A 22,303-nucleotide genomic window follows, 5' to 3' on the forward strand; every position below is an offset into this window, starting at 1 on the left:
ATCACAACCAGTAAGAAGTGTAGCCGTCGCGGTCCAACCGCTCCAGCATTATCCGGAGCTTGGCTGCAGTTTGAGGGTACCGGAAAGAATCTAAGCCCGGAGTATGACGCAGCAAATACGAGAGCTGCTGATCTCCCGAGCGCACTTCGGCAATCAGGCTGCGATACTCAGCAGAGTTGTTGCGGAGAGTAAGCTCGAGCAGGTCGAGCATTATCTCCTGCAGGGTTGCAGCACCTCCGTGAATCCGCGGCAAAACCTTAGCGCAAAGCACGTAGTCGAGGGCAGTGTTCTCCGGAAAAACGTCCGAGATCGTGCTGGCGTGGCACACGAAAAGGCAGGCCTCGTCACGCACGCGGTAGCCCACTTGAAGTTGGGCCTTTTGGAGGCTCCGGTTTACACGTGCGAGCAGGTCAATCACTCGCATACACGTTTCCCAATGCGGTTCATCGGTTAGCTCACTCAAGGTCAGGGCCAACGGCTTGAACAGTTCCAGGCTGACAACAGAGCCGGTCGGTAGTGCGTCCGGCTCCAAGTTTGAGCCAAACTGGTGCAGATCCACTTCCGAAAACTCTAGAGTGAAGGCGCGGTCCAATACCTTGCGGCTAAAACCGTGAGTGGTCTCGTCCATGTTTACCGTACCGACGATGAAGAGGTTCTCTGGAAGGCCGATCTCGTGCCATTTTGCAGCTAATGGGTCATCATTCAGTTCTTCCGGGGCCACTAGTTGGTCGGTGACCACCTTACCATCCTCGCGGCGACGGCTCTCGATTTTGCTCAGTACATCGGCCAGGTAGTGTTCTACGCGGGCCAGGTTCATTTCATCCAGTACAAAAACGTGGGGTCGGGCGGGTGATTTGGTTGCTTCGCCGGCAAACCCCAGTAGTCGCCCGGGCCGGAAGTTCTCCTTAAGGTCCCGGTAGCCAATCAGGTCTGCGCTGTCGGCCCAGTCCGGACGGACGGCTTCCAACCGCAACTTGGCACCGATGGCCTCGGTAAACAGCCGTGGCAGGCGGGTCTTTCCGGTCCCGGAGATTCCGGCGAGAATCACAAACGGTTTGGTACGCAGGGCACAATAGAAGGCCGCGACTTGCGGCAGGGTGAAGTGGAATCCGCGTGCGCTGATGTACCCGTGTACCATGCGGATGGCTTCGCTGGTCGCGCTCACCGAGGTCACACCTCCCTGGGGACTATTAAGTCCACTGGGTTCCGGCCACTCGCTGGCTAGCGCCTGACTTTGTTCGGGAGTGAAATTGTGGACCTGGCCGCCCCCCAAAGCCACTAACTCGGCGTGTAACTCCGGAGGAATCTCACGGATGGAATGCTGCTGGTTGAAACCTGGCTGAGCTGAGATTTGCGCTCTTAGGTCAGAGGTTAAGGGGTACGGCTCAGGGAACGGTATGAACTCCTTGAAGTGCGCCCGGTAGCGTCGACGCCGATTCTTATCTACCCCATCGTCCTCGATGGTGCCGAACTCACCGTGCCCGACTAAGACCACATTACCGCCTTCGCGCCGGTCCATAACAAACCGTACACCAGGTTGAATCCGCGTATATCGTGGAACCGTCTGACCGTACTGGTAGGACTGACCCTCAGCATCTTGCCAGTTCGAATCCGGGTTAGAACGGATTATGAGGCAATACTCAAACGAAGTAATGGGCATCATCGCACCCCGCCAATTCGTTAGTCCAGGTTTTCGACATCTGACACTAAATTCCTGCATTTCCAGACTGCTTTTGGCGGGGGTCGCCCCAGGCAGAACGGGCGAAGCATTTCGAGTCTGACAGCTCCAGGAAGGATTTGGTGTTTTTTATGTCGAATTGATGACCAATACGTTTCCAATGAATCAGACTGATCGATGGGAACCGCGGTTGAAACTTAGGGGATTAAGGCGATGGTGTTGATCTATACAAGTGCAATGGGAGCAATTATCATTCCGCTGAGAGCATTTGAAAGCAAGGAGCAGGCGGAAGGATTTATCCAGATGGCTAAGTCCTATCATTCAGCGGCAAGAGCTGTTGTACCAGTTGAAAGATAAGGTTCCGGGGTTCGCCCTACGGTGTGCGGCGAGGGGTGCGGGAGGTCCTGCCCGAAGTAAGCAACTTCTGCTTGGCGGACCTCGCCTAATCGGTCAAGCAGTGTCTCCAGGCAGCAACATCAGGTGCCCGGCTTCACGGGCTTTCTTTTAATCAAAACCGAGTCCGAACCCGCCTCCGGTGGGACCCACCTCCGGTAGGTGCTCCCGGGCCTCGTCCCAGTCGATGAAGATTATACGCGACGTGGCGGGGGGTATGCGCATAACCCTCCCTGTCTATCTTGACACGGGTAAATCATACGTATTACATTAAGGGTGTGGAGAATGAAAAGCTACTCCTCAAAAGAGATACTGGACGTGCTTCAAGATGACGGCTGGGTGTTCAAGAATCAGAGGGGATCGCATGTGCAGATGATCCACCCTGCAAAACCCGGGAAAGTGACCGTCCCCCATCCCAGAAAGGACCTTGACCCCAAGACCGTCAGGAGAATCGTGAATCAGGCGGGGATAAACCCAGGCGAGCTGCAGGGAGGGTAAAACATGGACAGCTACATATTCCCGGCCGTTTTTGAGCCGGGGGAAATCAAGGGGTACATCGTAACCTTTCCCGACCTGCCGGGGTGCGTCACCGAGGGTGACACTCTGGAAGAAGCCCTCAGAATGGCCAGGGATGCATTGGAGCTTCACCTGTACGGTATGGAGGAGGACGGGGATGAAATCCCGGGCCCGACTCCTCCTGAGAAAGTCGGCGTTCTCAAGGGCGCTTTCGTCGTCCCCATTGAGGCGTGGATGCCGCTGGTTAGGGACGAGATGGCCAACAGGTCGGTGAAGAAGACCCTGACCATCCCCAAGTGGCTCAACGACCTGGCCGAGGAGAGGCAGGTCAACTTCTCGCATATTTTGCAGACCGCTTTGAAGGAACGTTTGGGGATTAGGAATTATCCGTAGTGGTGACAGCCGAGATTGTTGGTGCGCCTTGTAAACTTCTACGCAGACGCCACTAGAGACGGATGCGCCGGCTGATTCTGAGCGTTCGTCGGGGGTGCCCCTTCTATGCGGGGCGGCATGGGGGCGCGGCAGCGCAGAGACTTGGCCGAGCGGCTGGCGGGGATACCGGACGGGGAAGAGCGGGTACTCATCGCCACCGGCAGGTACATCGGCGAGGGTTTCGACGACCCCCGGCTCGACACCCTGTTCCTGGTGATCCGATCTCCTGGCGGGGTACGCTGCAGCAGTACGCGGGCCGACTGCACCGGCTGAACCACGGCAAGCCGGTGGTGCGGATCTACGACTATGTGGATGAGCGGGTGCCGGTATTGTTGCGGATGTACGAAAAGCGGCTGAAGGGTTACGGCGCCATCGGCTACCGGGTGAGGGACGGCTGCTAGCGGGTAGCGGGAGAACAAGACCTGGTTGTTGTTGACCACGCACAGTCCGGACTTGATCAGTCGTCTGCCGGTTGGATGCTTTGCGGACGCAACGGCTGTAAGGGCTATCCCCCTTGTTATCGGCCTGAGGTGTATTGGGCGAAGAGTAAATCAGGGGTGCGGTGCGCCGGAGGTGAAAAATGCAGGAAGGAAATTGCAGGCGCAACAAGGGGTGCCGCCGCATCCACGACGTCGAGTTCGCCATCCTCGATGCGGGCGGTCAGCACGGTTACTTGTTATCAAGTGACTGACAGTCCCCGGTGCAGCCGCTGCACCCCGGCGGCGATCCGCTCCGGTTCCAGGTGCCCGTATCCCAGGATTACTTTGTGCCGGTGCCGTCCCTTCTCGAGGGCGTGCCGCTCCACCGGGTAAACCCGGACCCCCTCTTGTTCTAGCCGGGCAAGCAACTCCTCGGTGAAGTCCACCCCCGGGAACTCAACCACCAGGTGCAGTCCGGTGGAGTCGCCGCTGACCGTGTGCGCGCCGGGGAAATGGCGGCCCAAGGCCTCCTTGGTGGCCCGCCGCCGTGCGGCGTACACCCGCTTCATTCGGTTGATGTGCCGCTCGAGCCGGCCGTCGTCGATGAGGCGGGCCAGCGCCAACTGGTCGAGCGACGGGGTGTGGATGTCCGCGTAGCGTTTGAGCTCGCGGCAGCGCACCATCAGCTCCGGGGGGAGGATGACGTAGCCCAGGCGCAGGGCCGGGGCCAGCACTTTGCTGAAGGACCCGGCGTAGATGACCCGCTCCGGGTCAAGCGAATGCAGGGTGCTCAAGGGCGGCCCCTCGTGGCGGAACTCGCTGTCGTAATCGTCTTCCACGATGAAACAGTCCTTATCGCGGGCGTAGGCGATGAGTTCGATGCGGCGCTGCACCGGCAGGATGCCGCCCAGGGGGAACTGGTGGGACGGGGTGACGTAGACGAAGCGGGGGCTTGCGTCCGCCGGCAGGAGCGCGGTGTCAAGGCCGTGGGCGTCGACGGGCACGGGGATGAAGCGGTACCCGGCGCCGGCGAATATCCGCTGCATGCCGATGTTGACCGGGTCCTCCACCACTGCCGCGGCGTCCGGCAGATAGAGAAGTTTGGCCACCAGCGCCAGACCCTGCGTCGCCCCGGTGGTGATCAGCAGCCGGTTGGGGTTGCACATGAGGCCCCGCGCCCGGAAGAGGTACCCGGCCAACGCGCGCCGCAGCTCCGGGCGGCCTTCCGGGCGGTCGTACATCAGCAGGGACCCCGGGGCGTCCAGGCAGACCTCGTGGACGAGCCGGCCCCACTTTTTGAGCGGGAAAACGTCCACCGCCGGGATCCCGGAGCGGAAGTCGATGAGGTCTTTGGGCGCATCCGCTGCAGGGGGCGGCGGGTTCCCCGGCGGGTGCCCGGCAAGGATCCCGCTGGGTATGCCAGCGGGCATGTGGGCGGGCCTCCAGGCGGGCGTCCGGGAGGGGGCCGGGGGCTTCCCCCCAAGCCGCCCCAGGCTGGCCCCGGCCGCCACCCGGGTGCCCGAGCCCTGCCGTCCCTCGAGGTACCCCTCGGCGGTCAAGAGGCCGTAAGCCTCGAGCACCACGTTCCGGGAGACCCCCAGCACCGTGGCCAGCTCCCGCGTCGAGGGGAGCCGCTCGCCGGCCGTGATTCTCCCCTCCAGGATCAAGTCCCGCAGCCGGATGTAGACCTGCCGGAAGAGGGGGGTGGGGTCGCCCCTGGTGACCGTGATGCCCAGCATCTTCGACCGCCTCCAACAACCAAAGTGGTACCATCAAAAACGTCTTGAAGTGGAACTTCTGCGACCACTCCGCCGATGGTACCATTATAGCCGATGAAGACGAACGTTTCCGCCTACCTTTGCTTGGCCGCGGCGATGGCCCTCGCCGGCAGCTCGGTGGTGGCCGGCAAGGTCCTCACCCAGCAGCTCCCGGTGTTTCTGGCCGCGGCCGCGAGCCTCCTGACGGCCCTGCTGGTGCTGCTCCCCCTCGCCTGGAAGATCGGCGGGGGGCTTTGGAACGTCCCCAAAAATGACCTGAAGCTGCTCGCCCTTCAGGCGCTGACCGGCATGGTTGGGTTCCGGATCTTTCTGTTGTACGGCCTGAAGACCACTTCCGCGGCCGCAGGAGGGATCATCACCAGCACGATGCCGGCGGTGGTGGGGCTCATTTCGTTTCTGGTGCTGCGGGAGAAACCCACGTGGCACAAGGTCGGCGGCATTGCGGCGGTGGTGGCGGCGGTGCTCGTCCTCAACCAGGCGGGCCGGTCGGGAGTGGGAGACTGGTCGTTCTGGGGGAACGTCCTCGTCTTCTTGGCGGTACTGGGGGAAGCCCTGTTTGTAATTCTACAGAAGTGGATCTCCAAGGAGACCCTGGCGCTGACCCGTACGGCTCTGGTCAGCTTGTTCGGCTTTATCTTCTTTTTGCCGTTCGCCGTCTACGAGGGGCTCAAGTTCGACTTCGCGGCCCTGGGTTGGGTGGATTGTCTCGTGGTGGTCTACTACGGGGTGGTCGTGACGGCACTCGCGTACATCCTTTTCTACAAGGGGGCGGCGGCCGTGCCGGCCACCACCGTCGGGGTGTTCGGCGGGTTCATGCCGATAGCGAGCGTGCTGCTCTCCAGCCTGATTCTGGGCGAAGTGCTGTTGTTTCAACACCTGTTGAGCCTGGGCCTGGTGGTGGCTGGGATCGTTTTGATCGCGGCGGGTCCGGAAACGGATCACCTTCTCCCCGCTGCGTTCGGACAGAAGCGGCGTCGTCGAGAGAACAATTGACAATACGCGGGATCTAAGCGGCCGGGATATTCGAAAGGCTTTGAGACTTTTCCGGAAGTCAAATCCGCCGCGGCCAACTGCTCAACCGTGGCACGCACCGCGCCAGGAATCACGGATAACCGTTCCCGGTCATCCTCGTTTTCGAGCTGGATTTCCTCAAAACTGCTCAAGCACCAGGCAAAGGTATCCGATTTCCCGGTTCAACTTGACCCTCCCGCCCTGGTAGATACTCTTTCTGACCAGGTAGGTAGATGTCTGCATCTCTTCGGCGATTTGCCGAGTTGTAAAACCCATTGACTGCAGGAGCATCGCTTCCAGCACCATCAACCGGGCCGACTTCTCTTTTTCCCTTGCCTCTTGATAGTATTTTTCCGTCTCGGCCTTCCGTTTCAGCCTGTTCGCCTCGGCCCGCCGCTTCCTTTCCGCCGCGATCAGCCGCCGGTCATGGTCGGTAAGCCCGGTCTCAAACCGCCATTTGACCTGAGCAAAAGTTATTGCGGGCGATCTCAGCAGGCTCCCGGCCCGGGACATTACCGCGCCGATGAAGTCACTGCTCCGGTTCGCCAGCAGACTGTCGATGTATCTCTGCAACATTCTGGACTGGGAGCGGTACATTTCTTCAAAACTTTCGTGTACGCCGCCATCTCTATTCAGTCTCTTGTCCCGCCGTCTGATCCGCACCGCCTTGCTGCGGGCGCGCACCGCGACCACCCGGTAATATTCCCGCAACGCCTGCAAGTACGCGTCGGGGTCGGGCTGGGCGAACGGAGGCGGGACAAGCGCCTTCAAGACGGCTTCCAACCGGGCGTCGGCAGCGTCCGGCGACAGGCGGGCCCGGCGGTCCCATTCCTCTCCGCCGTCCCAAAAGTGCTGCTGTTCGCCGGCCGTGAGCGTCCAATATTCCGGATCATCGCCGCCGGCCGCCGCACCGGAATCTGCCGCATACTCCGCCGCCGGCCCGGTGGTGGACACCGCCGCTCCTGCCGCCGCCCCCGCTGCCCTTGCCGCCGCCCCCGCCCCAGCCGCCCCGCCAGCCCATTGCTCCCGAAGCGCCGCCAGAAGCGCTTCGCGGGAACGGCCGCGCAGTTCAAAAATCAGGAACGGATTCTGATCGAACTCCCGGGCCAGCACGTAATGCACGGCGGCGATGTGCTTGCACGGATTCGCCCAGTCCGGACAGGAACACTCGGCCTGCAGTTCCCGGGGCGAAAACGGTAAAAGGTGGCAATCGGCGGCCACAAAAGCCTGCTCGATCTCCGCCGGCATCTCCCCGGCCAGCAAGCGGGCGGCAAAATCGGCCCGGCCGGCCATGACCTTGATTGCCTTTTTCCAGGCGGCGTTCGGCAAAGTGTCGATCCGCATGTACACATGGTAGGGGCGCGGGCGGGAACCCCGCACCTGCGCTTTCACCAGGCCGGCACCCAGCAAGATCTCCTGCACGCGGCCGCTGCGGGCATAAGTGCGGCCCCGCTGCAACCGGCCGGCCCAGCCGAACGACTGCAGCACGGCAACCCAGCGTTGCCCCCACCAACTCACTCCAAATTCCTGGCGTCGCGCCATCTCCATCCCCCCTCCGCGCCTGGCGCCTGCTTCTGGATCGGCAGGCGATTCGTCCAGCGCCTCCGTGGACGTCGCGCCATCTCCATCTCCTCCCGCGGCGCCTGCTTCAGTCCGGATCTCCGGCCAGGGCTTGCGCCCGCAGTTGGAACAAATCGCGCAACTCGGCGGTGGACAGTTCGGTCACCCAGTCCTCGCCGCTGCCGATCACCTCGGCGGCCAGCGCCGTTTTCTGTTCAATCATCAGGTCGATTTTCTCCTCCACCGTTCCCACGCAGACGAATTTATGCACCAACACGTTCCGTTGCTGCCCGATGCGGAAAGCGCGGTCCGTGGCCTGGTTTTCCACCGCCGGGTTCCACCAGCGGTCGAAATGAAAGACGTGGTTGGCGGCGGTCAAGTTCAGACCGGTGCCGCCGGCCTTCAGAGAAAGGATGAACAGCGGCGGCCCGCCGTCCTGAAATCGCGCCACCATCTCGTCCCGGGCACGGCGCTGGACGCCGCCGTGCAGGAAAAGCACCTCCCGGCCGAAACGCCGCTCCAGGTGCAGCCGCAGCAAGGCGCCCATCTCCCGGAACTGCGTGAACACAAGCGCCCGGTCCCCGGTCGCCAACGCCTCGTCCAACAATTCTTCCAACCGGTTCAGCTTGCCGGAACGCCCGGCGAGCGAACCGCCGTCCTTCAGCAGATGCACCGGATGATTGCAGAGCTGCTTAAGCTTGCCGAGCGTGGCCAGGATGAGCCCGCGCCGCTCCATCCCCGCGGCGTTGTCGATCCGGTCCAGCATATCCGCGACCACGGCGGCATAAAGCGTACCTTGCTCCGGCGTCAGGTGGCAGAAAACCTTTTGTTCCTGCTTTTCCGGCAAATCAGGGGCCACGTTCGGATCGGTTTTCAAGCGGCGCAGGATGAAGGGCGCCACCAGGCGGCGCAACCGGGCGGTACGGGCCGCATCGCGGCCCCGCTCAATGGGGCGGGCAAAGTGTTCCTGAAACCAGCGCTGGGAGCCCAGATACCCCGGGTTCAGGAAATTGCTGATCGACCAGAGTTCGGAGAGGCGGTTTTCCACCGGCGTACCGGTCAACGCCAGGCGGTAGCCGGAGGCCAGCGCACCCACATGGCGCGCCTGTTTGCTCCCGGCGTTCTTGATGTGCTGCGCTTCGTCCAGAACGATCCCGTCCCATGTCACCCGCGCCAAGGCGGCGTGATCGCGGACAACCAGCCCGTACGTGCTGACCACCAAATCCCAGCGGACCGCTTCCCGTACCAGGTCGTCCCCATGCAGCCGCTGCGGACCGTGGTGCACCAGCACCCGGAGTCCGGGAGCGAACCGGGCCGCCTCCCGTTCCCAGTTCCCCACTACCGAGGTCGGGCAAACGAGCAGTGACGGGCCTTGCGCCCGTCCCTGCTCCCGGCGCCGCAGCAAAAACACCAGGAACTGGATGGTCTTGCCCAGTCCCATGTCATCGGCCAGGCAGGCCCCCAAACCCCACTTTTCCAAAAAACAGAGCCAGGAAAAACCACGTTCCTGGTATGCCCGCAACACTCCTTGAAAACCGGCCGGCACCGGCAGGGCCCCGGGCCGCTCCCCGGCGGTCAACTGCGCCAGCAAATCCCCCACCCAGCCCTCGCCAACGGTTTCGACCACCGGCAGCGCGCCCGGTTCGCCCGGTTCCGCCGCCGCCCCTTCATTCGGCGCCCGGCCCGCATCACCAGACAATCCGTAGCGGAGCGCCTCCGCCAGCTTCATCCGGCCCGCCCCGGTTTTCCGGCGCCACAGATCGGCCACCGCCGGTACCGTTTCCGGCGCCAACTCCACCCAGCGGCCGCGCAAACGGACCAGCGGCACCTTCAGGGCCGCCAGCCGGGCAAACTCCTCCCGGTCCAACAACTCTCCCCCCAAGGCCAGTTCCCAGTCGCACTCCACCACCGATTCCATGCTCAGCAGCCCGGATATCCCGCCTGCCGGAGAACGCCCGGCCCGACCCGGGCGCGGCGGGCGCAATTTCAAATGCAACCCCGGAGAAACCGCCTGACCGCACCAGGGCGGCAACTGAACCACAAAGCCCTGCTCCTGCAACCGCGCCGCCCCGGTACATATAAAATCGTAGGCCTCGGCGATGGAAAGACGGACAAAAGCCGGGCGGGCCGTGCGCAGTCCGCCGTCCAACGGCGGGAAAACCTGAGCGGCCAGTCCCAGGTCGGCCAGCAGTCTTTCCTGGGGACGCACAAACCGCCGCTGCAAAAACTCCAGATCCCGGCCCCGGGCGTTCCACACCTCTTCCGCCGGCACCAGCAGCGAGGGATCGTCCACTGCCTGCAGAAAAAACTCCAGCCGCCAGTCTTCATCCCCGTCCGTCTGCGACCATCCCGGTTCGGCCGGTTCCTCGGGTTCTCCCGGCTTCTCCGGCGCCACCAGCCGCAGGCAGGTGCGGAAACCGGCCTCCGCCGCTTCCACCTCCCGGGTCAGTTCGCCCTGCCAGGCCGCCAGGCCGGCCGTCAACGATTCCAGGGACCGCTTCGGTATCTTGAGCAGCGGTCGGCGGTCGCCCAGCGCCGCCATCCAAATCCCGGCGGGCGTGGACTGGTGATACAAAGACAGTTGGGTACCGCCGGCCTCCGCCAACCAACGGCGCACCGTGGCATCGATCACCGCCTGCAGGAAATCGGTCAGCAAATCCGGACCGCGGCGCGGCAGTACACCGCTGTCCGCCGCAAAAACCGCCGGATCGGCCGCCATCCGGCAAACGGGCGGCATTCGCTCTCCCAAGTGCGCCAAGCGTTCCGCATCCTCCGGCGCGTTCAAAACCGGACGCCAGCAGGCCGCCGGCACCAGTTTTTCCCGCGCCGGTTTTTCCCACGTTGGTTTTTCCCGCGTTGGTTCGGTATGGATCTCCACACCCGGCTGGATGCGCAACCGCTCCAGGAGATCCAGGGCAAACCGGGCCGCACGGCCCCAATAGAGCACATCGGCCGCCGGGAGCACTCCGGAAGAACCGTCCATCTCCGGCAGCGTCAACAACACGTCCAGCAACCGGGCCGGAAAAACCGCCGCCGCTTCCACCGTCCAGGGCAACAGCCGCAGCACCGGTTCCAGGCCTCCGCCGGAAGCATCCGGCCCGTTCACCGCACCTCTCCGGGCCGTCCCGGCGTGTTCCGCCCGCCGGTGCGGCCCGGCCGCCATCGCCGCGGGCGCAGAAACAGGCCGAGTCTCTGTAGACGGCAGCACCACCACCAGCTTGTCCGGCTCCGTCACGGGAATAGGGTCACGATTGTCCCAAAAAGGCAGCGCGTCCCGGAGTTGCACCGCTTCGACGGCGAACGGGTGCGCCGGCTGCCAGCCACCTTTGCGCCTCGCGGGCCGCCCCTTGCTCCCCTTGCTCCCGGAGGCATTGGAAGCCTTTTCCCCCCAAAAGTACATGCGCCCGGCTCCGGGACAGTCCCCCTCATTCACCCACACCGCGTGCAGCACAATCACCGCACCAACCACTCCCTAAATCCGGTCAACACCAACCAATATCCGCGATCCGCGCCCCGGTTCGCAAATTTAGCCCCATATCCCCAAACCATTGAAACTCCAAATGAATAGGTCTGGTTCAACGAACAAACTCGATTTCCTGCGGAGGTGAGAAATAATGCGGCGTCTTTCGGAAGGTTTGCGCCAGACATCGGAAGGTTTGGGCCAGACGACGGTCACTTGTTATCAAGTGACCGAAAGCCCCCGGTGCGGCCGCTGCATGACGGATTGCCTGGTGGTATTCACCCAGGCGGTGATGAACAAATTACTGATGGCGTTGGGAGCGGCCCTCCTCGAGCTGGATCACCGGGACGTCGAAGATCTTTTCCCCGGTGCGGTTCAATGGTTTTACCCTCGCCCGGCGGTTTTCGGAGTCCAGTTCCTCGATCCAGACCGGAAAACCGTTCAGCAGCACCTCGATGGTGTCGTCGGCGGCGACGATCTCGCGGGCCCTTTCAAAGTCCATTTTCATTTCGCTCCCTTTTTTTATGGCTTTCCAGTGGGTTGGTGCTTAGGAGATAGTCTTCCCCGCCACCGGGAAAAAACATCTTGACAGGTTCGTAGAAGATTCATAATATTAGGTTAAGTAGGGGGGAGTAGCTCTTAAGCAGCGGCGGACATCGTCAGCACGTCCTGCGTTAACGTGGGGCCGGTGCCGCAGATCAGGGCACAGAACGTATTTGTGCCTGATGAGCAAGACCTCTGCCAGGCGCGATGCTTTTAGACAAGCGTTCGTCCGGCAGGGGTCGTTTGTTTTAGTATCGGAAAGGAGATTGTCCAGGTTAGTATTTCGGAAGCTAAGCAAATATAACCCTGTATTGGGTTAAGTAGGGGGGAGTAGCTCCCGGCAGCGGCATCGTCAGCACGTCCTGCGTTAACGTGGGGCCGGTGCCGCGGATCAGGCGCACAAGACGTATTTTGTGCCTGATGAGCAAGACCTCTGCCAGGCGCGATGCTTTTAGACAAGCGTTCGTCCGGTGGGGGTCGTTCGTTTTTTCTGATGAACGCAAAAACAGTGCCGGGAGGTGAGTAACGCCGATACTCAGGTGAAGGCGGCTTAAACGCCGTGCTCTTGTCGAGCGGGGGAACCTGCACGAATCCGAACCTTGACCCTTCAGGGAAATCTTACCGCCAAAGGAGGTGCCCGGCCCTTATTATCAGGGGATGCAGGGGATGAAAAAATAAACTTTAATTTTGTGATGGAGGTATTGCCGTGTCTCAAGCTACTTTAAACCCGGTAAATGCAAATTATGTTGAAGGCATTCGCAAGGCTCTCCCGGGCTTGATTCTGGTGGCCGCGCTGGGCGGGTTCGCCTTCTGGGCGGACGGTTACATATTTATGTGAAACATTTTCTCATAGGTCCCAAAAATATTCCTTAATTAACGGGGGTGTGATAAGAAATGAAAGGACAGGCTCCTCGTCCTGCGGACGATGTGGTGGTGCTGGATGAATCCCCTAAAAAAGGATTTTCGGAACTCTTTAAAAGCGAGGATTATTGGGCCATTTGGTTGGGTGCCGTCGTTTTGCTGATGGGGTTGTTTCTTTACGTGGTCCTGGGTCCGGTGACCGATGCCCGTCAGAAGATAGACGAATACAATGCCGTTATGGCCGCGGAAGCCCAGAGAGCCCCTTTTAAAACCATGGCCTGGCACCAAGCCCGGGAGGCTAAGGAAAAAGTAACCACCAGATCGGAGCCGGCCAAAATACTGGAACAATATCTGGCCCGGCCCGGCAGATGGGATACCAGCCCCGCGGCTTCATTCTACCTGAGCCCGGAAGAGGCCAAAGCCGTCAGTGAGGCCAACAAACCCAAGTTCGAGGCGGCCCAAAAGGAAAGGGAGGAAGCGGAGGCAAAGGCTAAAATAGCCGAGGCAGACGCTGCCGCCGCCGGTTATAAGGATGCCGCTCTAAATGCTCAGGCGGGGTCACAAATCGACGCATGGATAAAGGCCCGGGAAGCGGAAGCAAAGGCGAAAAAAGCCGCCGAAACCAAACCATATAATCACTTTGTATCTCTGGGCGTACTGTGCGTGGCCCTGGGACTGTTCTTTTCGATCGGCATGAAGATAATGGGCGCCAGTCTGCGCCGGTTTTTGCTCGGTTTTCCTTTTGTGTTTCTCCTGGCGGCACTGGCCTATTTCCTGGCCGCCCAGGTTGACATCAGGGCGTGGGGATTGGAGTATGTCCTCTGGGCCATTATCATCGGCCTTTTGATCAGCAATACCGTCGGCACCCCCAAGTGGGTGATGCCGGCGGTGCAAACCGAGTATTATATTAAAACAGGCCTGATTCTACTGGGGGCCAGTATTCTTTTCGGCAAGATCATTCTGGTGGGGCTCCCGGGATTGCTCATTACCTGGGTGGCTTGCCCGGCGGTGCTGATCTTTACGTACTGGTTCGGCCAGCGCATATTGAAAATGGAATCCAAGACTCTGAACATTGTGTTGTCCGCCGATATGTCGGTGAGCGGCGTGTCGGCGGCCATAGCCACCGCCGCCGCCTGCCGGGCCAAAAAAGAGGAACTTACCCTGGCCATCGGCATCTCCATTATTTTCACTTCCCTCATGATGTTTGTCATGCCTGCTGTGGCCAAAGCCGTGGGAATGCACCCGGTGCTGGCCGGCGCATGGATGGGTGGTTCCATTGATTCCACCGGGGCGGTGGTGGCAGCGGGCGCACTGCTGGGAAACGAAGCCATGACTGTGGCCGCCACCATCAAAATGATCCAGAACATACTGATAGGGATCGTGGCCTTTGGTGTGGCGGCTTACTGGACCACGGTGGTGGACCGCACCCGCGCCGGCGAAGTGGAACTCACCGCAGGCGCAGCAGTCAGGGAGATTTGGAAGCGTTTCCCAAGATTCATCCTGGGCTTTTTGGGGGCTTCCCTGGTATTCTCCGCCATTTATCAGTACCTGGGCCCGGACATGGGCAAGGCGGTGCTGGACGAAGGAATGATCAGGGGTTGGAGTTCAATCCTGCAAGGCTGGTTTTTTGCCTTGGCTTTTGTATCCATCGGCCTGGGGACCAACTTCCGGGAGCTGAAAAAATACCTCAAGGGCGGCAAACCGGTAATACTCTATATTGTGGGTCAGTCCGCCCAGTGGATAATCACCCTGGTCATGGCCTACCTGCTGTTCTTTGTACTGTTTAGGAGTATTACGGATAGGCTCATGATGTAACCTCCGAAGCACAATGGCAGAATGCGGAATACGGGGAATGATGATGGAAAAGGACAGATATGCCGAAAGACCCGGCGGACCCAAGGGTCCGCCGGGCACAAACAACAAATGGCTCGTTTTTTTGCTGACGGTGTCGCTCCTGATGATTTTCGCCTTTGTGTTGCTTCCCGGACTCCCGGGCCTCTTGGGCCTCAAGCATAGCCATAATCTGATCATCGAAGAGGGTATCGAAGCGGGGGCTTTTTTTTACCCCGATGTAAAAAAAGTCGGGGAAGCCGAGTCCTACTTGCGGGATTCCCGCGACTACGCCCCACCGGGGTGCGACATTTCCCAGTAATACCAATGCTTTTCCGGATTACGTTTTTTGGCGAAAACATCTTGACAGGCCCCAAGAAAAATCATAATATTAGGGTAGGTAGGGGGGAGTAGCTCCGAGTAGCGGGCATCGTCAGCACGTCCTATGTTGTGTGGACCGGTGCCGCAAATCAGAGTGTTGGTGTATTATGTCTGATGAGCAAGACCTTTACCAGGTATGGCACTTTTATGCAAGTGCGTCTGGTAGGGGTTTATTTATTTTTATTGTTTCTACTACTAACTGACCAATAACTGACCGAAAAGGAGATTATCCATGCCGACATCTTCACGGTGGCACTGCCTGAGCGTTGAAGAAACGCTCGGGGAACTCAAGACGTCGCAGAGTGGACTGACCTCGGAAGAGGCCCGGGAGCGCCTTGCCGTCTACGGCCGCAATGAGCTGGAAGAGAAGAAAAAGAGGACGCCACTCATGATGGCCCTGGACCAGTTCAAGGATTTCCTGGTCGTCGCGCTGCTCATTGCCGCGGTTGTCTCCGGCGTCGTTGGGAAGCCCACCGCCTCCCTGGCGATTCTCGCTATCGTGATCTTAAACGCGATCATCGGCTTTATTCAGGAGTACCGGGCCGAAGAGGCCATGGCGGCGCTGAAACGAATGGCGGCGCCCCTCGCCACTGTCCTGCGGGACAATGTGCCCGCGCAGGTCAAAGCCGCCGAGCTTGTTCCCGGAGACCTGGTGCTGCTGGAGGCGGGCCAAATCGTACCTGCGGATCTGCGCGTGGTGGAAACGGCGAATATGCTGGTGGAGGAGGCCGCCTTGACCGGGGAATCCGTTCCCGTGGAAAAGCACACCAGAAAGCTTCGCGACCCCCATCTCCCCCTCGGCGACAGAAAGAACATGGCCTATCTGGGGACCGTGGTCACTTATGGCCGCGCCTCCGGGGTCGTCGTCGCCACGGGCATGGGCACGGAAATGGGGACGATCGCGACCCTGCTTCAGGAAGAACAAGCGGCGAAAACCCCCCTTCAGCAGCGGTTTGCCGTTTTCGGCAAGCGGCTGGCGGCGGCGATTTTCGTGATCTGCGCCGTCATATTCGTGGCGGGTCTGATGCGGGGAGAGCCGGTCTTCCTGATGCTGCTCACCGCCGTCAGTCTTGCCGTGGCGGCCATTCCCGAGGCCCTGCCCGCCGTTGTCACCATCACCCTGGCCATCGGCGCAAAGAAGCTGGTAAAACAGAATGCCCTGGTGCGAAAGCTGCCCGCCGTCGAAACCCTCGGCTCCGTAACCTATATCTGTTCGGACAAGACCGGCACCCTTACGCTCAACAAGATGACGGTGGAAGAGGTGTACGCCGAAGGACGTCTGGCGGCGGCCGAGGAACTGCGCGGCGCTCCTTCGGCCGCGCATGCGGCATCCTCCTTTACCACGCTGCTCACGGCCATGAGCCTGTCGAACGATGTAAAGGTCGGCGCGGGCGGCGCCGTAAATGGCGACCCCACCGAGGTGGCGCTTTTTGCCCTGGCGGAGGAGAGCGGGTTCGGCAAGGCCGCGATGGAGAAAAAGTACCCGCGCCTCGCGGAATTGCCCTTTGATTCGGACCGCAAGCTCATGACCACCTTTCACGCCTGGGAGGACGGGAAGATCGTCTCGTTTACGAAAGGCGCGGTCGAGGTGGTCTTGGACCAAACCGAGGGGATGCTCACGGCGCAGGGCGAGACCGCCCCCATTTCTCCCGAGGTCGAATGCGTGAGCGAGCAGATCGCCGGGGACGGGCTGCGGGTCCTGGGCTTCGGGATGCGGATCTGGGAGAGGCTCCCCGACGACCTCTCACCCGCCGGCGTGGAGACCGGGCTCACCCTGATCGGTCTCGCGGGCTTGATGGACCCGCCCCGGCCGGAGGCGGTGGATGCCGTGGCTGTATGCCGGTCGGCCGGCATTACGCCCGTGATGATCACGGGCGACCACCCGGCCACGGCGCTTACCATTGCGCGGCGCGTCGGCATCGTGACGGACGGCGCGGAGACGGTGATGACCGGCCGGGACCTCGAAAAATTGCCGCCGGAGGCGTTCGAGGAGCGGGTCGAGCACATCCGGGTTTATGCGCGCGTGGCGCCGGAGCAAAAACTCAGGATCGTCAGGGCCCTGCAGGACCGGGGCCAGTTCGTGGCCATGACGGGCGACGGCGTGAACGACGCGCCGGCGCTCAAGCGGGCGAATATCGGGGTCGCCATGGGGATCACCGGAACGGACGTGTCCAAGGAGGCGTCGAGTTTGATTCTCCTTGACGACAACTTCGCGACGATCGTAAAAGCGGTGAAGGAAGGACGGCGCATTTACGACAACATCCTTAAATTCATGAAATACTCCCTGACCTGTAACGCGGGGACCGTCTGGGCCGTGTTCCTTGCGCCCTTTTTCGGACTGCCTCTTCCCCTTCTGCCACTGCAAATATTGTGGATGAACCTCCTGTGCGACAGCCTTCCCGGGATCGCCTTGACCGCGGAGCCCGCCGAGAGCAGGGTGATGCAACGTCCTCCCCGCAGGCCGGACGAGGGAGTCTTCGCTCAAAACCGCGGCCTTTTCATTGTCCTCTTCGGGCTGGTCATCGGCGCCTCGGTCCTTCTTTTTCAGGCCTACAGCATGCACGCGGGGCTGGCGTGGCAGACCATGGTATTCACCGCGCTGGTGCTCGGAAGAATGGCGGCCATCCTGGCCATGCGCTCGGAAAATGACTTGCTGCTCTCCATCGGTGTCTTCAGCAACAGGTCGCTCCTGGGCGCGGTGCTCCTCGTCGTCCTGCTCCAGATGGCGGTCGTGTATCTGCCGTTTGCAAACGACATATTCGACACCACGCCGCTTACGTTCCACGAGCTGGCGCTCACGCTCGCCCTGTCGGTCGTGATGTTCCTGGCCCTCGAGGTTGCAAAGGCGTTCAAACCGCGGGCCCGGCTGCAACCGTATTCAATGTCGTAGTACGGGTGGTCGCCGCAAACCGGCCAACAAACCGGGGTGGGCCGCGTCAGAGCCTGAAAAAGAAAGGGGGGCCTTCATTAAGGAAGGCCCCTCACGAGTTGGTTTCGGCGGGACGCATGGGCAGCGGCCGGCGCGCGGCGGCGGCTGGGAGCGCGGGGGGCGCGGCCGGGGGCGCAACCTGAGAAATAACCAGTTGCGGCTATTTTCACGCAGCGGGCGTGGAGCTTTTTTCTGCTCCCAGTCCGGGACAGCCGCCTTTTCTTTTGACCTAGCCCAGGATCGCCGCCAGGTCCTGGTCCGGCGTGGTGATCGGCTTGAGGTCAAAGGCCTTGACCAGCGTTTCCAGGACGTTTGGGGAGACAAACGCCGGCAGGCTGGGCCCCAGGCGGATATTCCTGATCCCGAGGTGCAGCAGGGTGAGCAGGATGGCGACCGCCTTCTGCTCGTACCAGGACAGCACCATGGAAAGCGGCAGGTCGTTGACGCCGCACTTAAAGGCGCCGGCCAGCGCCACGGCGATCTGGACGGCGGAGTAGGCGTCGTTGCACTGCCCGATGTCCAGCAAGCGCGGGATGCCGCCGATGTCGCCGAGCTTTTGATCAAAGAAACGGAACTTGCCGCACGCCAGGGTCAGGACCACGGTATCCCGGGGAGTCTTGGCCACGAACTCGGTGTAGTAGTTGCGGCCGGGCTTCGCCCCGTCGCAGCCGGCGACCAGGAAGAAGTGCTTGATGTCCCCGTTCTTTACGGCGGCGATGACCTTGTCGGCCACGCCCAGCACGGTGTTGCGGGCGAATCCCACCAAGACGCTTCCCCGGTCCTCGTCGGCGGCGAAACCGGGCAGCGCCAGCGCCTTCTCGATGACGGGGGCAAAATCCCCGCCGGCGATATGCTTGACTCCCGGCCAGCCGACGACGCTGGTGGTGAAGATGTTGTCGGCGTAGGCGTCCTTCGGTTCCTGGAGGCAGTTCGTGGTCATCAGAATCGCCCCGGGAAACTGGGCGAACTCCTTCTTCTGGTTCTGCCAGCCGGTGCCGAAGTGCCCGTAGAAGTGCGGGTGCTTTTTGAGTTCCGGGTAGCCGTGGGCGGGCAGCATCTCACCGTGGGTGTAGACGTATACGTCCCGGCCCGCGGTCTGCTGGAGCACCGCCTCCAGGTCCTTGAGGTCGTGACCGGACACCAGGAGGCACTTCCCCTGCTTGTGCCCGAGGGGCACCGCGGTCGGAACCGGGTGGCCGTAAGTGCCGGTGTGGCCCGCGTCCAGAAGTTCCATGGCGCGCAGGTTGACCTCGCCGCACTGCAACGCCAGCCCGACCCAATCGTCAAGCGTCAGGGCCGGATCGGTCAGGGCGGCCAGGGCCCGGTGGATGAAGGCGTAGACCGCGTCGTCCTCCTGCCCCAGGGCTTGCGCGTGCAGCGCGTAGGCCGACATCCCGCTGACCCCGATGACCGTGATCGACTGCAGGGACTGTACGTCCGGGTCGGCGCCGCGATCGTAGGGCAGGCCCACCTCTTGCCCCTGACGGATCAGGCCGTCCAGGTCGGGAGCCGGCTGGAAGGAGGCCGCCGGATCGGAGAAGCCGGTGTTCCCGCCGGCCAGGCGCACCTTTTCCCGGAGTTGGGCCGTCAGCGCGGCGCACCGGCGGATGAGCGCCTCCAGGCGCGCCGGATCGAAGTTGACGTTGGTCAGCGTCGCGAACAGGCCCTCGGTGGTGAACCGGTCGGCCTCCCGGTCCACGACCCCCACGCGCCGCCCCTCGTGGGCGTAGAGCGCCAGGCCCTTCACCGCGTGGAGCAAAAGGTCCTGAAGCGCGGCCACCTCGGGCTTCTTCCCGCAGACGCCGGTAACGGTGCAGCCCTTACCCTGGGCGGTCTGTTCACACTGGTTGCAGAACATCTTCATTTCTTTTTTCCTCTCCCTTCGGTTTTTTGGGGGTTTTAAAACCCCCGGAAGACACTTGCCGGTTCAAAATGCTGGGCTTGTTGGAATCGCTTTTAGCTTGGGCGCATCTGATTGGGTGGTCGCAAAGTCTTTGTGCGTCTTGTGCCTAATCCCCCCATAATCCCCCCTTAGATGTAATGGATGATATTTGTCCTCTATGCCCGAAAAAAATTTGGTCCCGTGCTCAGGCCGGGGCGCCCCGGGCATCGTGCCCGTGCCCGGACCGCTCCAGCGCCACGATCTCCGCGAAAGTCTTGCTGTTGAGTTCCGCCACGAGGGCCTGCTGGGCGCTGGTCAGGATGCGGTGGATATGGCACGTGCCCTTGTTGGGGCACTCGTTGCCGTAGGCGAGGCAGACGTTTATCGCCAGCGGCCCTTCGATCGCCGTAATGACGTCGCCCAGGCGGATCTCGGAACTGGGGCGGGCCAACCGGACGCCCCCCTGGACGCCGCGCTGGGTGTGCACCAAACCGGCCCGGGCCAGGAGCTGGATGGTCTTTTTCAGGAAGTCTTCCGGGATCTCCTGGCGTTCGGAGATCACCTTGGCCGGCAGTATTTCGCCGAAGGGCAGCCGGGCCAACTCCAGCAGGGTGTGAACGGCGTATTCCGTTTGACGGGTGATCTGCACGGTGCGCTCTCTCCTATAGAGGACTAAAATCATCCTATTTATCTTATACTACAACAGAAGCATAAGGCAACGCAAGTGCCAAACGCAAAAATTTTAGAAAGCAAGTACCGGTCGGTGCGACATGCCCTGCTCAGATCGGCCGCCGGGGTTTTGCAGCAGGTTTTCCGGGGAAGCGACGTGGTGGCGCGGGTAGGGGGAGACGAATTCGCCGTCGTACTGCCGGAGAGCGACAAAACGGTGGTCCAGAATGCCTGTCAGCGGATCGGGAGGCGATTGAGCGGCACAACCTGGACCATCCCGAACTGCCTTTCTGCTTGTCGATTGGTTTTATGGTCACCGACGAGGATGCAGAGAGCCTGGGCGACTTGTTCAGGGAGGCCGACAACTGCCCCGTATACTGAGCGCATAAAGTCAGAAAGACGGCGGCCGAAAAAGGAAAGAACAGGGTGAGTGTGTAACTAGTATGCAGGGTGCGTGTTCCGGGTTCCGCCTGGGCGGGGGGCACCGGGCGGGATAATGGAGCGCCTGATGGGGGAGGTTGCAGGCGGCGTGGGCAACATTCCGACCAAGCCGGCGGACGGCGTGGAGGCCGACCCCCGGTGCGGCAGGGCCTGGTGCCCGTACTGCGCGGACGCGCTGGAGTACGTCTGGGACGCCGCGCTACGGATCGCCCGCTGTCCGGGATGCGGGGTTAGTACCCGCGACTTTCACGTCATGCAGGCCAACGGTTTCTGGAATGAAGGCTTTAGGAAGCGGTTCGACGCCGGGGTGAAAAGGTCCCGGCGCAGGTGGGTCAAGGGCCGGGGGCAAATGCGGAGCCAGCGGGTGCTCTGGTTGCCGATACCTAGAGACCCCGGACCAGATTGACGCCGAGCACCAATGAAGACGATCTTTTGCTAACGGGGGTGCAGGACAAACCCGCGGACGACGTACTGCTTTCGGTCGCTGAAGGCCCAGACCCAGTCCATGGCGTGGACCGGGGTGAAAAGGCGGGTCAGGTTTTCCGGCACTGCCCCGGCATTCTTCAGGTGACTGTAGGTACGGAGCAGTCCCTCGACCGCCGCCGGGTCGATCTTTTCGGAATCCGGCGCGAGCGGGGCCGGCCCACAGTCCTTCCCGAGCCGGGCCGCATTCCATTCCAGGATGTCCGTGGCGAAAGCAACGGCGCCGGCGGGCGTAGCGGTGCCGGCGGGTGCGACGCTGCGGTGCATGATTTCGCCTAGCCGGTCGGACAGGGCCCGGGTGACGCCGGCGGCGGCGGCGTGGATCCGGTCCCGGATGGGGGAGTGGCCGGCCACCGCCCCGATGAAGGGTACGAACAGTTGGGTGGCCACGCAGACGGAGACCACCAGGTCGTAGCCGCAGCCGAGTTCGGGCGGCGGCGGCAGCCCGGCTTTTCTTCGGAGAGTGAGGAGGTAGCGGGCCAGGTCGGGCCACCGGCCGTGCCGGGCGAGGCGTACGACGGTTTCCGCCGCGCCCGAGGCGGCGAGCCCGGTCAGGTCGCCCGTGAGCAGGCGCACACCCGCCTTTTGGGGGGCGGTGAGTCTGCCCGCGCCCGCCGCCAGCGCGGTTTCGTCGAGGTCGAAGAGGGTCAGCTCGGTGAAGGTGTCGGCCAGGTGGCCGAGCGGGATGTCGTTGCCGTTGCCCGCCCCCAGCACCAGGCACCGCTCGCGGCGGGTCCCGGCGGCGGCCCGGTCCACCAGTTCCCGCACCAGCTCGCGGTGCCGCGTCCATCGGCCGTAGAAGGGCCGGGAAGCGTCGTTGCCCAGGCACAGCAACAGCCGGTACGCGTCCCGGTCGGCGGCGTCTTTGCCGCAGCACTGCAGGAATGCTCCCCCGGCGATACAGGAACACGGTTGGGACAAACGCTCCGCCACCCCTTCTCCGAAACGGCATTATTCCGCATTGTATCACTTCCGCACCGCGCCGACCCGCTAACGCGGGTACCCCGGCCCATCGCCGGCAGACACGGTCATAATAA

General features: G+C 62.0%; 18 protein-coding genes and 1 pseudogene. 11 read left to right on the forward strand and 8 right to left on the reverse strand.

Going from position 1 to position 22,303, the window contains the following annotated elements; all coding sequences use genetic code 11:
* Position 1 precedes the first annotated feature (1 nt).
* Positions 2-1,165, reverse strand: a complete 1,164-nt coding sequence (locus AB1402_07125) for an AAA family ATPase (GenBank protein MEW6541367.1) — start codon at positions 1,163-1,165, stop codon at positions 2-4.
* A gap of 726 nt (positions 1,166-1,891) precedes the next feature.
* Here AB1402_07125 and AB1402_07130 point away from each other — a divergent pair.
* From AB1402_07130 to AB1402_07145, 4 genes and pseudogenes are all read left to right on the forward strand, one after another.
* The gene (locus AB1402_07130) at positions 1,892-2,035 is read left to right on the forward strand and encodes a YcxB family protein (protein ID MEW6541368.1); all 144 of its coding nucleotides are present in this window, start codon (positions 1,892-1,894) and stop codon (positions 2,033-2,035) included.
* A gap of 321 nt (positions 2,036-2,356) precedes the next feature.
* Positions 2,357-2,569, forward strand: a complete 213-nt coding sequence (locus AB1402_07135) for a type II toxin-antitoxin system HicA family toxin (GenBank protein ID MEW6541369.1) — start codon at positions 2,357-2,359, stop codon at positions 2,567-2,569.
* A gap of 3 nt (positions 2,570-2,572) precedes the next feature.
* A complete protein-coding gene (locus AB1402_07140) occupies positions 2,573-2,980 on the forward strand; it encodes a type II toxin-antitoxin system HicB family antitoxin (protein MEW6541370.1) in 408 nt (135 codons plus the stop codon).
* 180 nt (positions 2,981-3,160) lie between these two features.
* A pseudogene (locus AB1402_07145) lies at positions 3,161-3,420 on the forward strand (restriction endonuclease subunit R).
* A 278-nt stretch (positions 3,421-3,698) separates the two neighbouring features.
* On the opposite strand, the gene AB1402_07150 reads toward AB1402_07145, so the two are convergent.
* On the reverse strand, positions 3,699-5,177 hold the full coding sequence (locus AB1402_07150) for a PLP-dependent aminotransferase family protein (GenBank protein MEW6541371.1): 1,479 nt from the start codon (positions 5,175-5,177) through the stop codon (positions 3,699-3,701).
* Between the two features lie 93 nt (positions 5,178-5,270).
* On the opposite strand from AB1402_07150, the gene AB1402_07155 reads away from it, so the two are divergent.
* On the forward strand, positions 5,271-6,209 hold the full coding sequence (locus AB1402_07155; protein MEW6541372.1) for a DMT family transporter: 939 nt from the start codon (positions 5,271-5,273) through the stop codon (positions 6,207-6,209).
* Positions 6,205-6,435 (forward strand): hypothetical protein, encoded by a 231-nt coding sequence (locus AB1402_07160; GenBank protein ID MEW6541373.1) that lies wholly within the window; start codon positions 6,205-6,207, stop codon positions 6,433-6,435. The genes AB1402_07155 and AB1402_07160 overlap by 5 nt, the downstream gene beginning before the upstream one ends.
* Here the strand turns inward: AB1402_07160 and AB1402_07165 are convergent.
* The 3 genes from AB1402_07165 to AB1402_07175 form a co-directional block, all read right to left on the reverse strand.
* A complete protein-coding gene (locus AB1402_07165) occupies positions 6,366-7,775 on the reverse strand; it encodes an SWIM zinc finger family protein (GenBank protein MEW6541374.1) in 1,410 nt (469 codons plus the stop codon). The two genes, AB1402_07160 and AB1402_07165, sit on opposite strands and share 70 nt — an antisense overlap.
* Before the next feature lie 100 nt (positions 7,776-7,875).
* A complete protein-coding gene (locus tag AB1402_07170) occupies positions 7,876-11,244 on the reverse strand; it encodes an SNF2-related protein (GenBank protein MEW6541375.1) in 3,369 nt (1,122 codons plus the stop codon).
* Positions 11,245-11,548: 304 nt separating this feature from the next.
* Positions 11,549-11,749, reverse strand: coding sequence for an H-type small acid-soluble spore protein (locus tag AB1402_07175; GenBank protein ID MEW6541376.1), 201 nt, complete (start codon positions 11,747-11,749; stop codon positions 11,549-11,551).
* A gap of 935 nt (positions 11,750-12,684) precedes the next feature.
* On the opposite strand from AB1402_07175, the gene AB1402_07180 reads away from it, so the two are divergent.
* The 3 genes from AB1402_07180 to AB1402_07190 all read left to right on the forward strand — a co-directional run bounded on the left by AB1402_07180 (position 12,685) and on the right by AB1402_07190 (position 17,752).
* Positions 12,685-14,466, forward strand: a complete 1,782-nt coding sequence (locus AB1402_07180) for a putative sulfate exporter family transporter (protein MEW6541377.1) — start codon at positions 12,685-12,687, stop codon at positions 14,464-14,466.
* Positions 14,467-14,509: 43 nt separating this feature from the next.
* Positions 14,510-14,803, forward strand: a complete 294-nt coding sequence (locus AB1402_07185; GenBank protein ID MEW6541378.1) for a hypothetical protein — start codon at positions 14,510-14,512, stop codon at positions 14,801-14,803.
* Between the two features lie 291 nt (positions 14,804-15,094).
* Positions 15,095-17,752: a cation-translocating P-type ATPase gene (locus tag AB1402_07190; GenBank protein ID MEW6541379.1), complete on the forward strand. Its 2,658-nt coding sequence runs from the start codon at positions 15,095-15,097 to the stop codon at positions 17,750-17,752.
* Between the two features lie 268 nt (positions 17,753-18,020).
* On the opposite strand, the gene hcp is transcribed toward AB1402_07190, so the two are convergent.
* Both hcp and AB1402_07200 read right to left on the reverse strand, forming a co-directional pair.
* The gene (gene hcp, locus AB1402_07195) at positions 18,021-19,649 is read right to left on the reverse strand and encodes a hydroxylamine reductase (GenBank protein ID MEW6541380.1); all 1,629 of its coding nucleotides are present in this window, start codon (positions 19,647-19,649) and stop codon (positions 18,021-18,023) included.
* Positions 19,650-19,878: 229 nt separating this feature from the next.
* Positions 19,879-20,322: an Rrf2 family transcriptional regulator gene (locus AB1402_07200; protein MEW6541381.1), complete on the reverse strand. Its 444-nt coding sequence runs from the start codon at positions 20,320-20,322 to the stop codon at positions 19,879-19,881.
* Between the two features lie 114 nt (positions 20,323-20,436).
* On the opposite strand from AB1402_07200, the gene AB1402_07205 reads away from it, so the two are divergent.
* Both AB1402_07205 and AB1402_07210 read left to right on the forward strand, forming a co-directional pair.
* A complete protein-coding gene (locus AB1402_07205) occupies positions 20,437-20,772 on the forward strand; it encodes a diguanylate cyclase (GenBank protein MEW6541382.1) in 336 nt (111 codons plus the stop codon).
* 66 nt (positions 20,773-20,838) lie between these two features.
* On the forward strand, positions 20,839-21,189 hold the full coding sequence (locus AB1402_07210) for a hypothetical protein (GenBank protein MEW6541383.1): 351 nt from the start codon (positions 20,839-20,841) through the stop codon (positions 21,187-21,189).
* Positions 21,190-21,218: 29 nt separating this feature from the next.
* On the opposite strand, the gene AB1402_07215 is transcribed toward AB1402_07210, so the two are convergent.
* Entirely contained in the window at positions 21,219-22,199 is a 981-nt protein-coding gene (locus tag AB1402_07215; protein ID MEW6541384.1) for a hypothetical protein, read from the reverse strand.
* Positions 22,200-22,303: the final 104 nt, after the last annotated feature.

Source organism: Bacillota bacterium (assembly GCA_040757205.1).
Lineage (GTDB): Bacteria > Bacillota > Desulfotomaculia > Desulfotomaculales > Desulforudaceae > Desulforudis.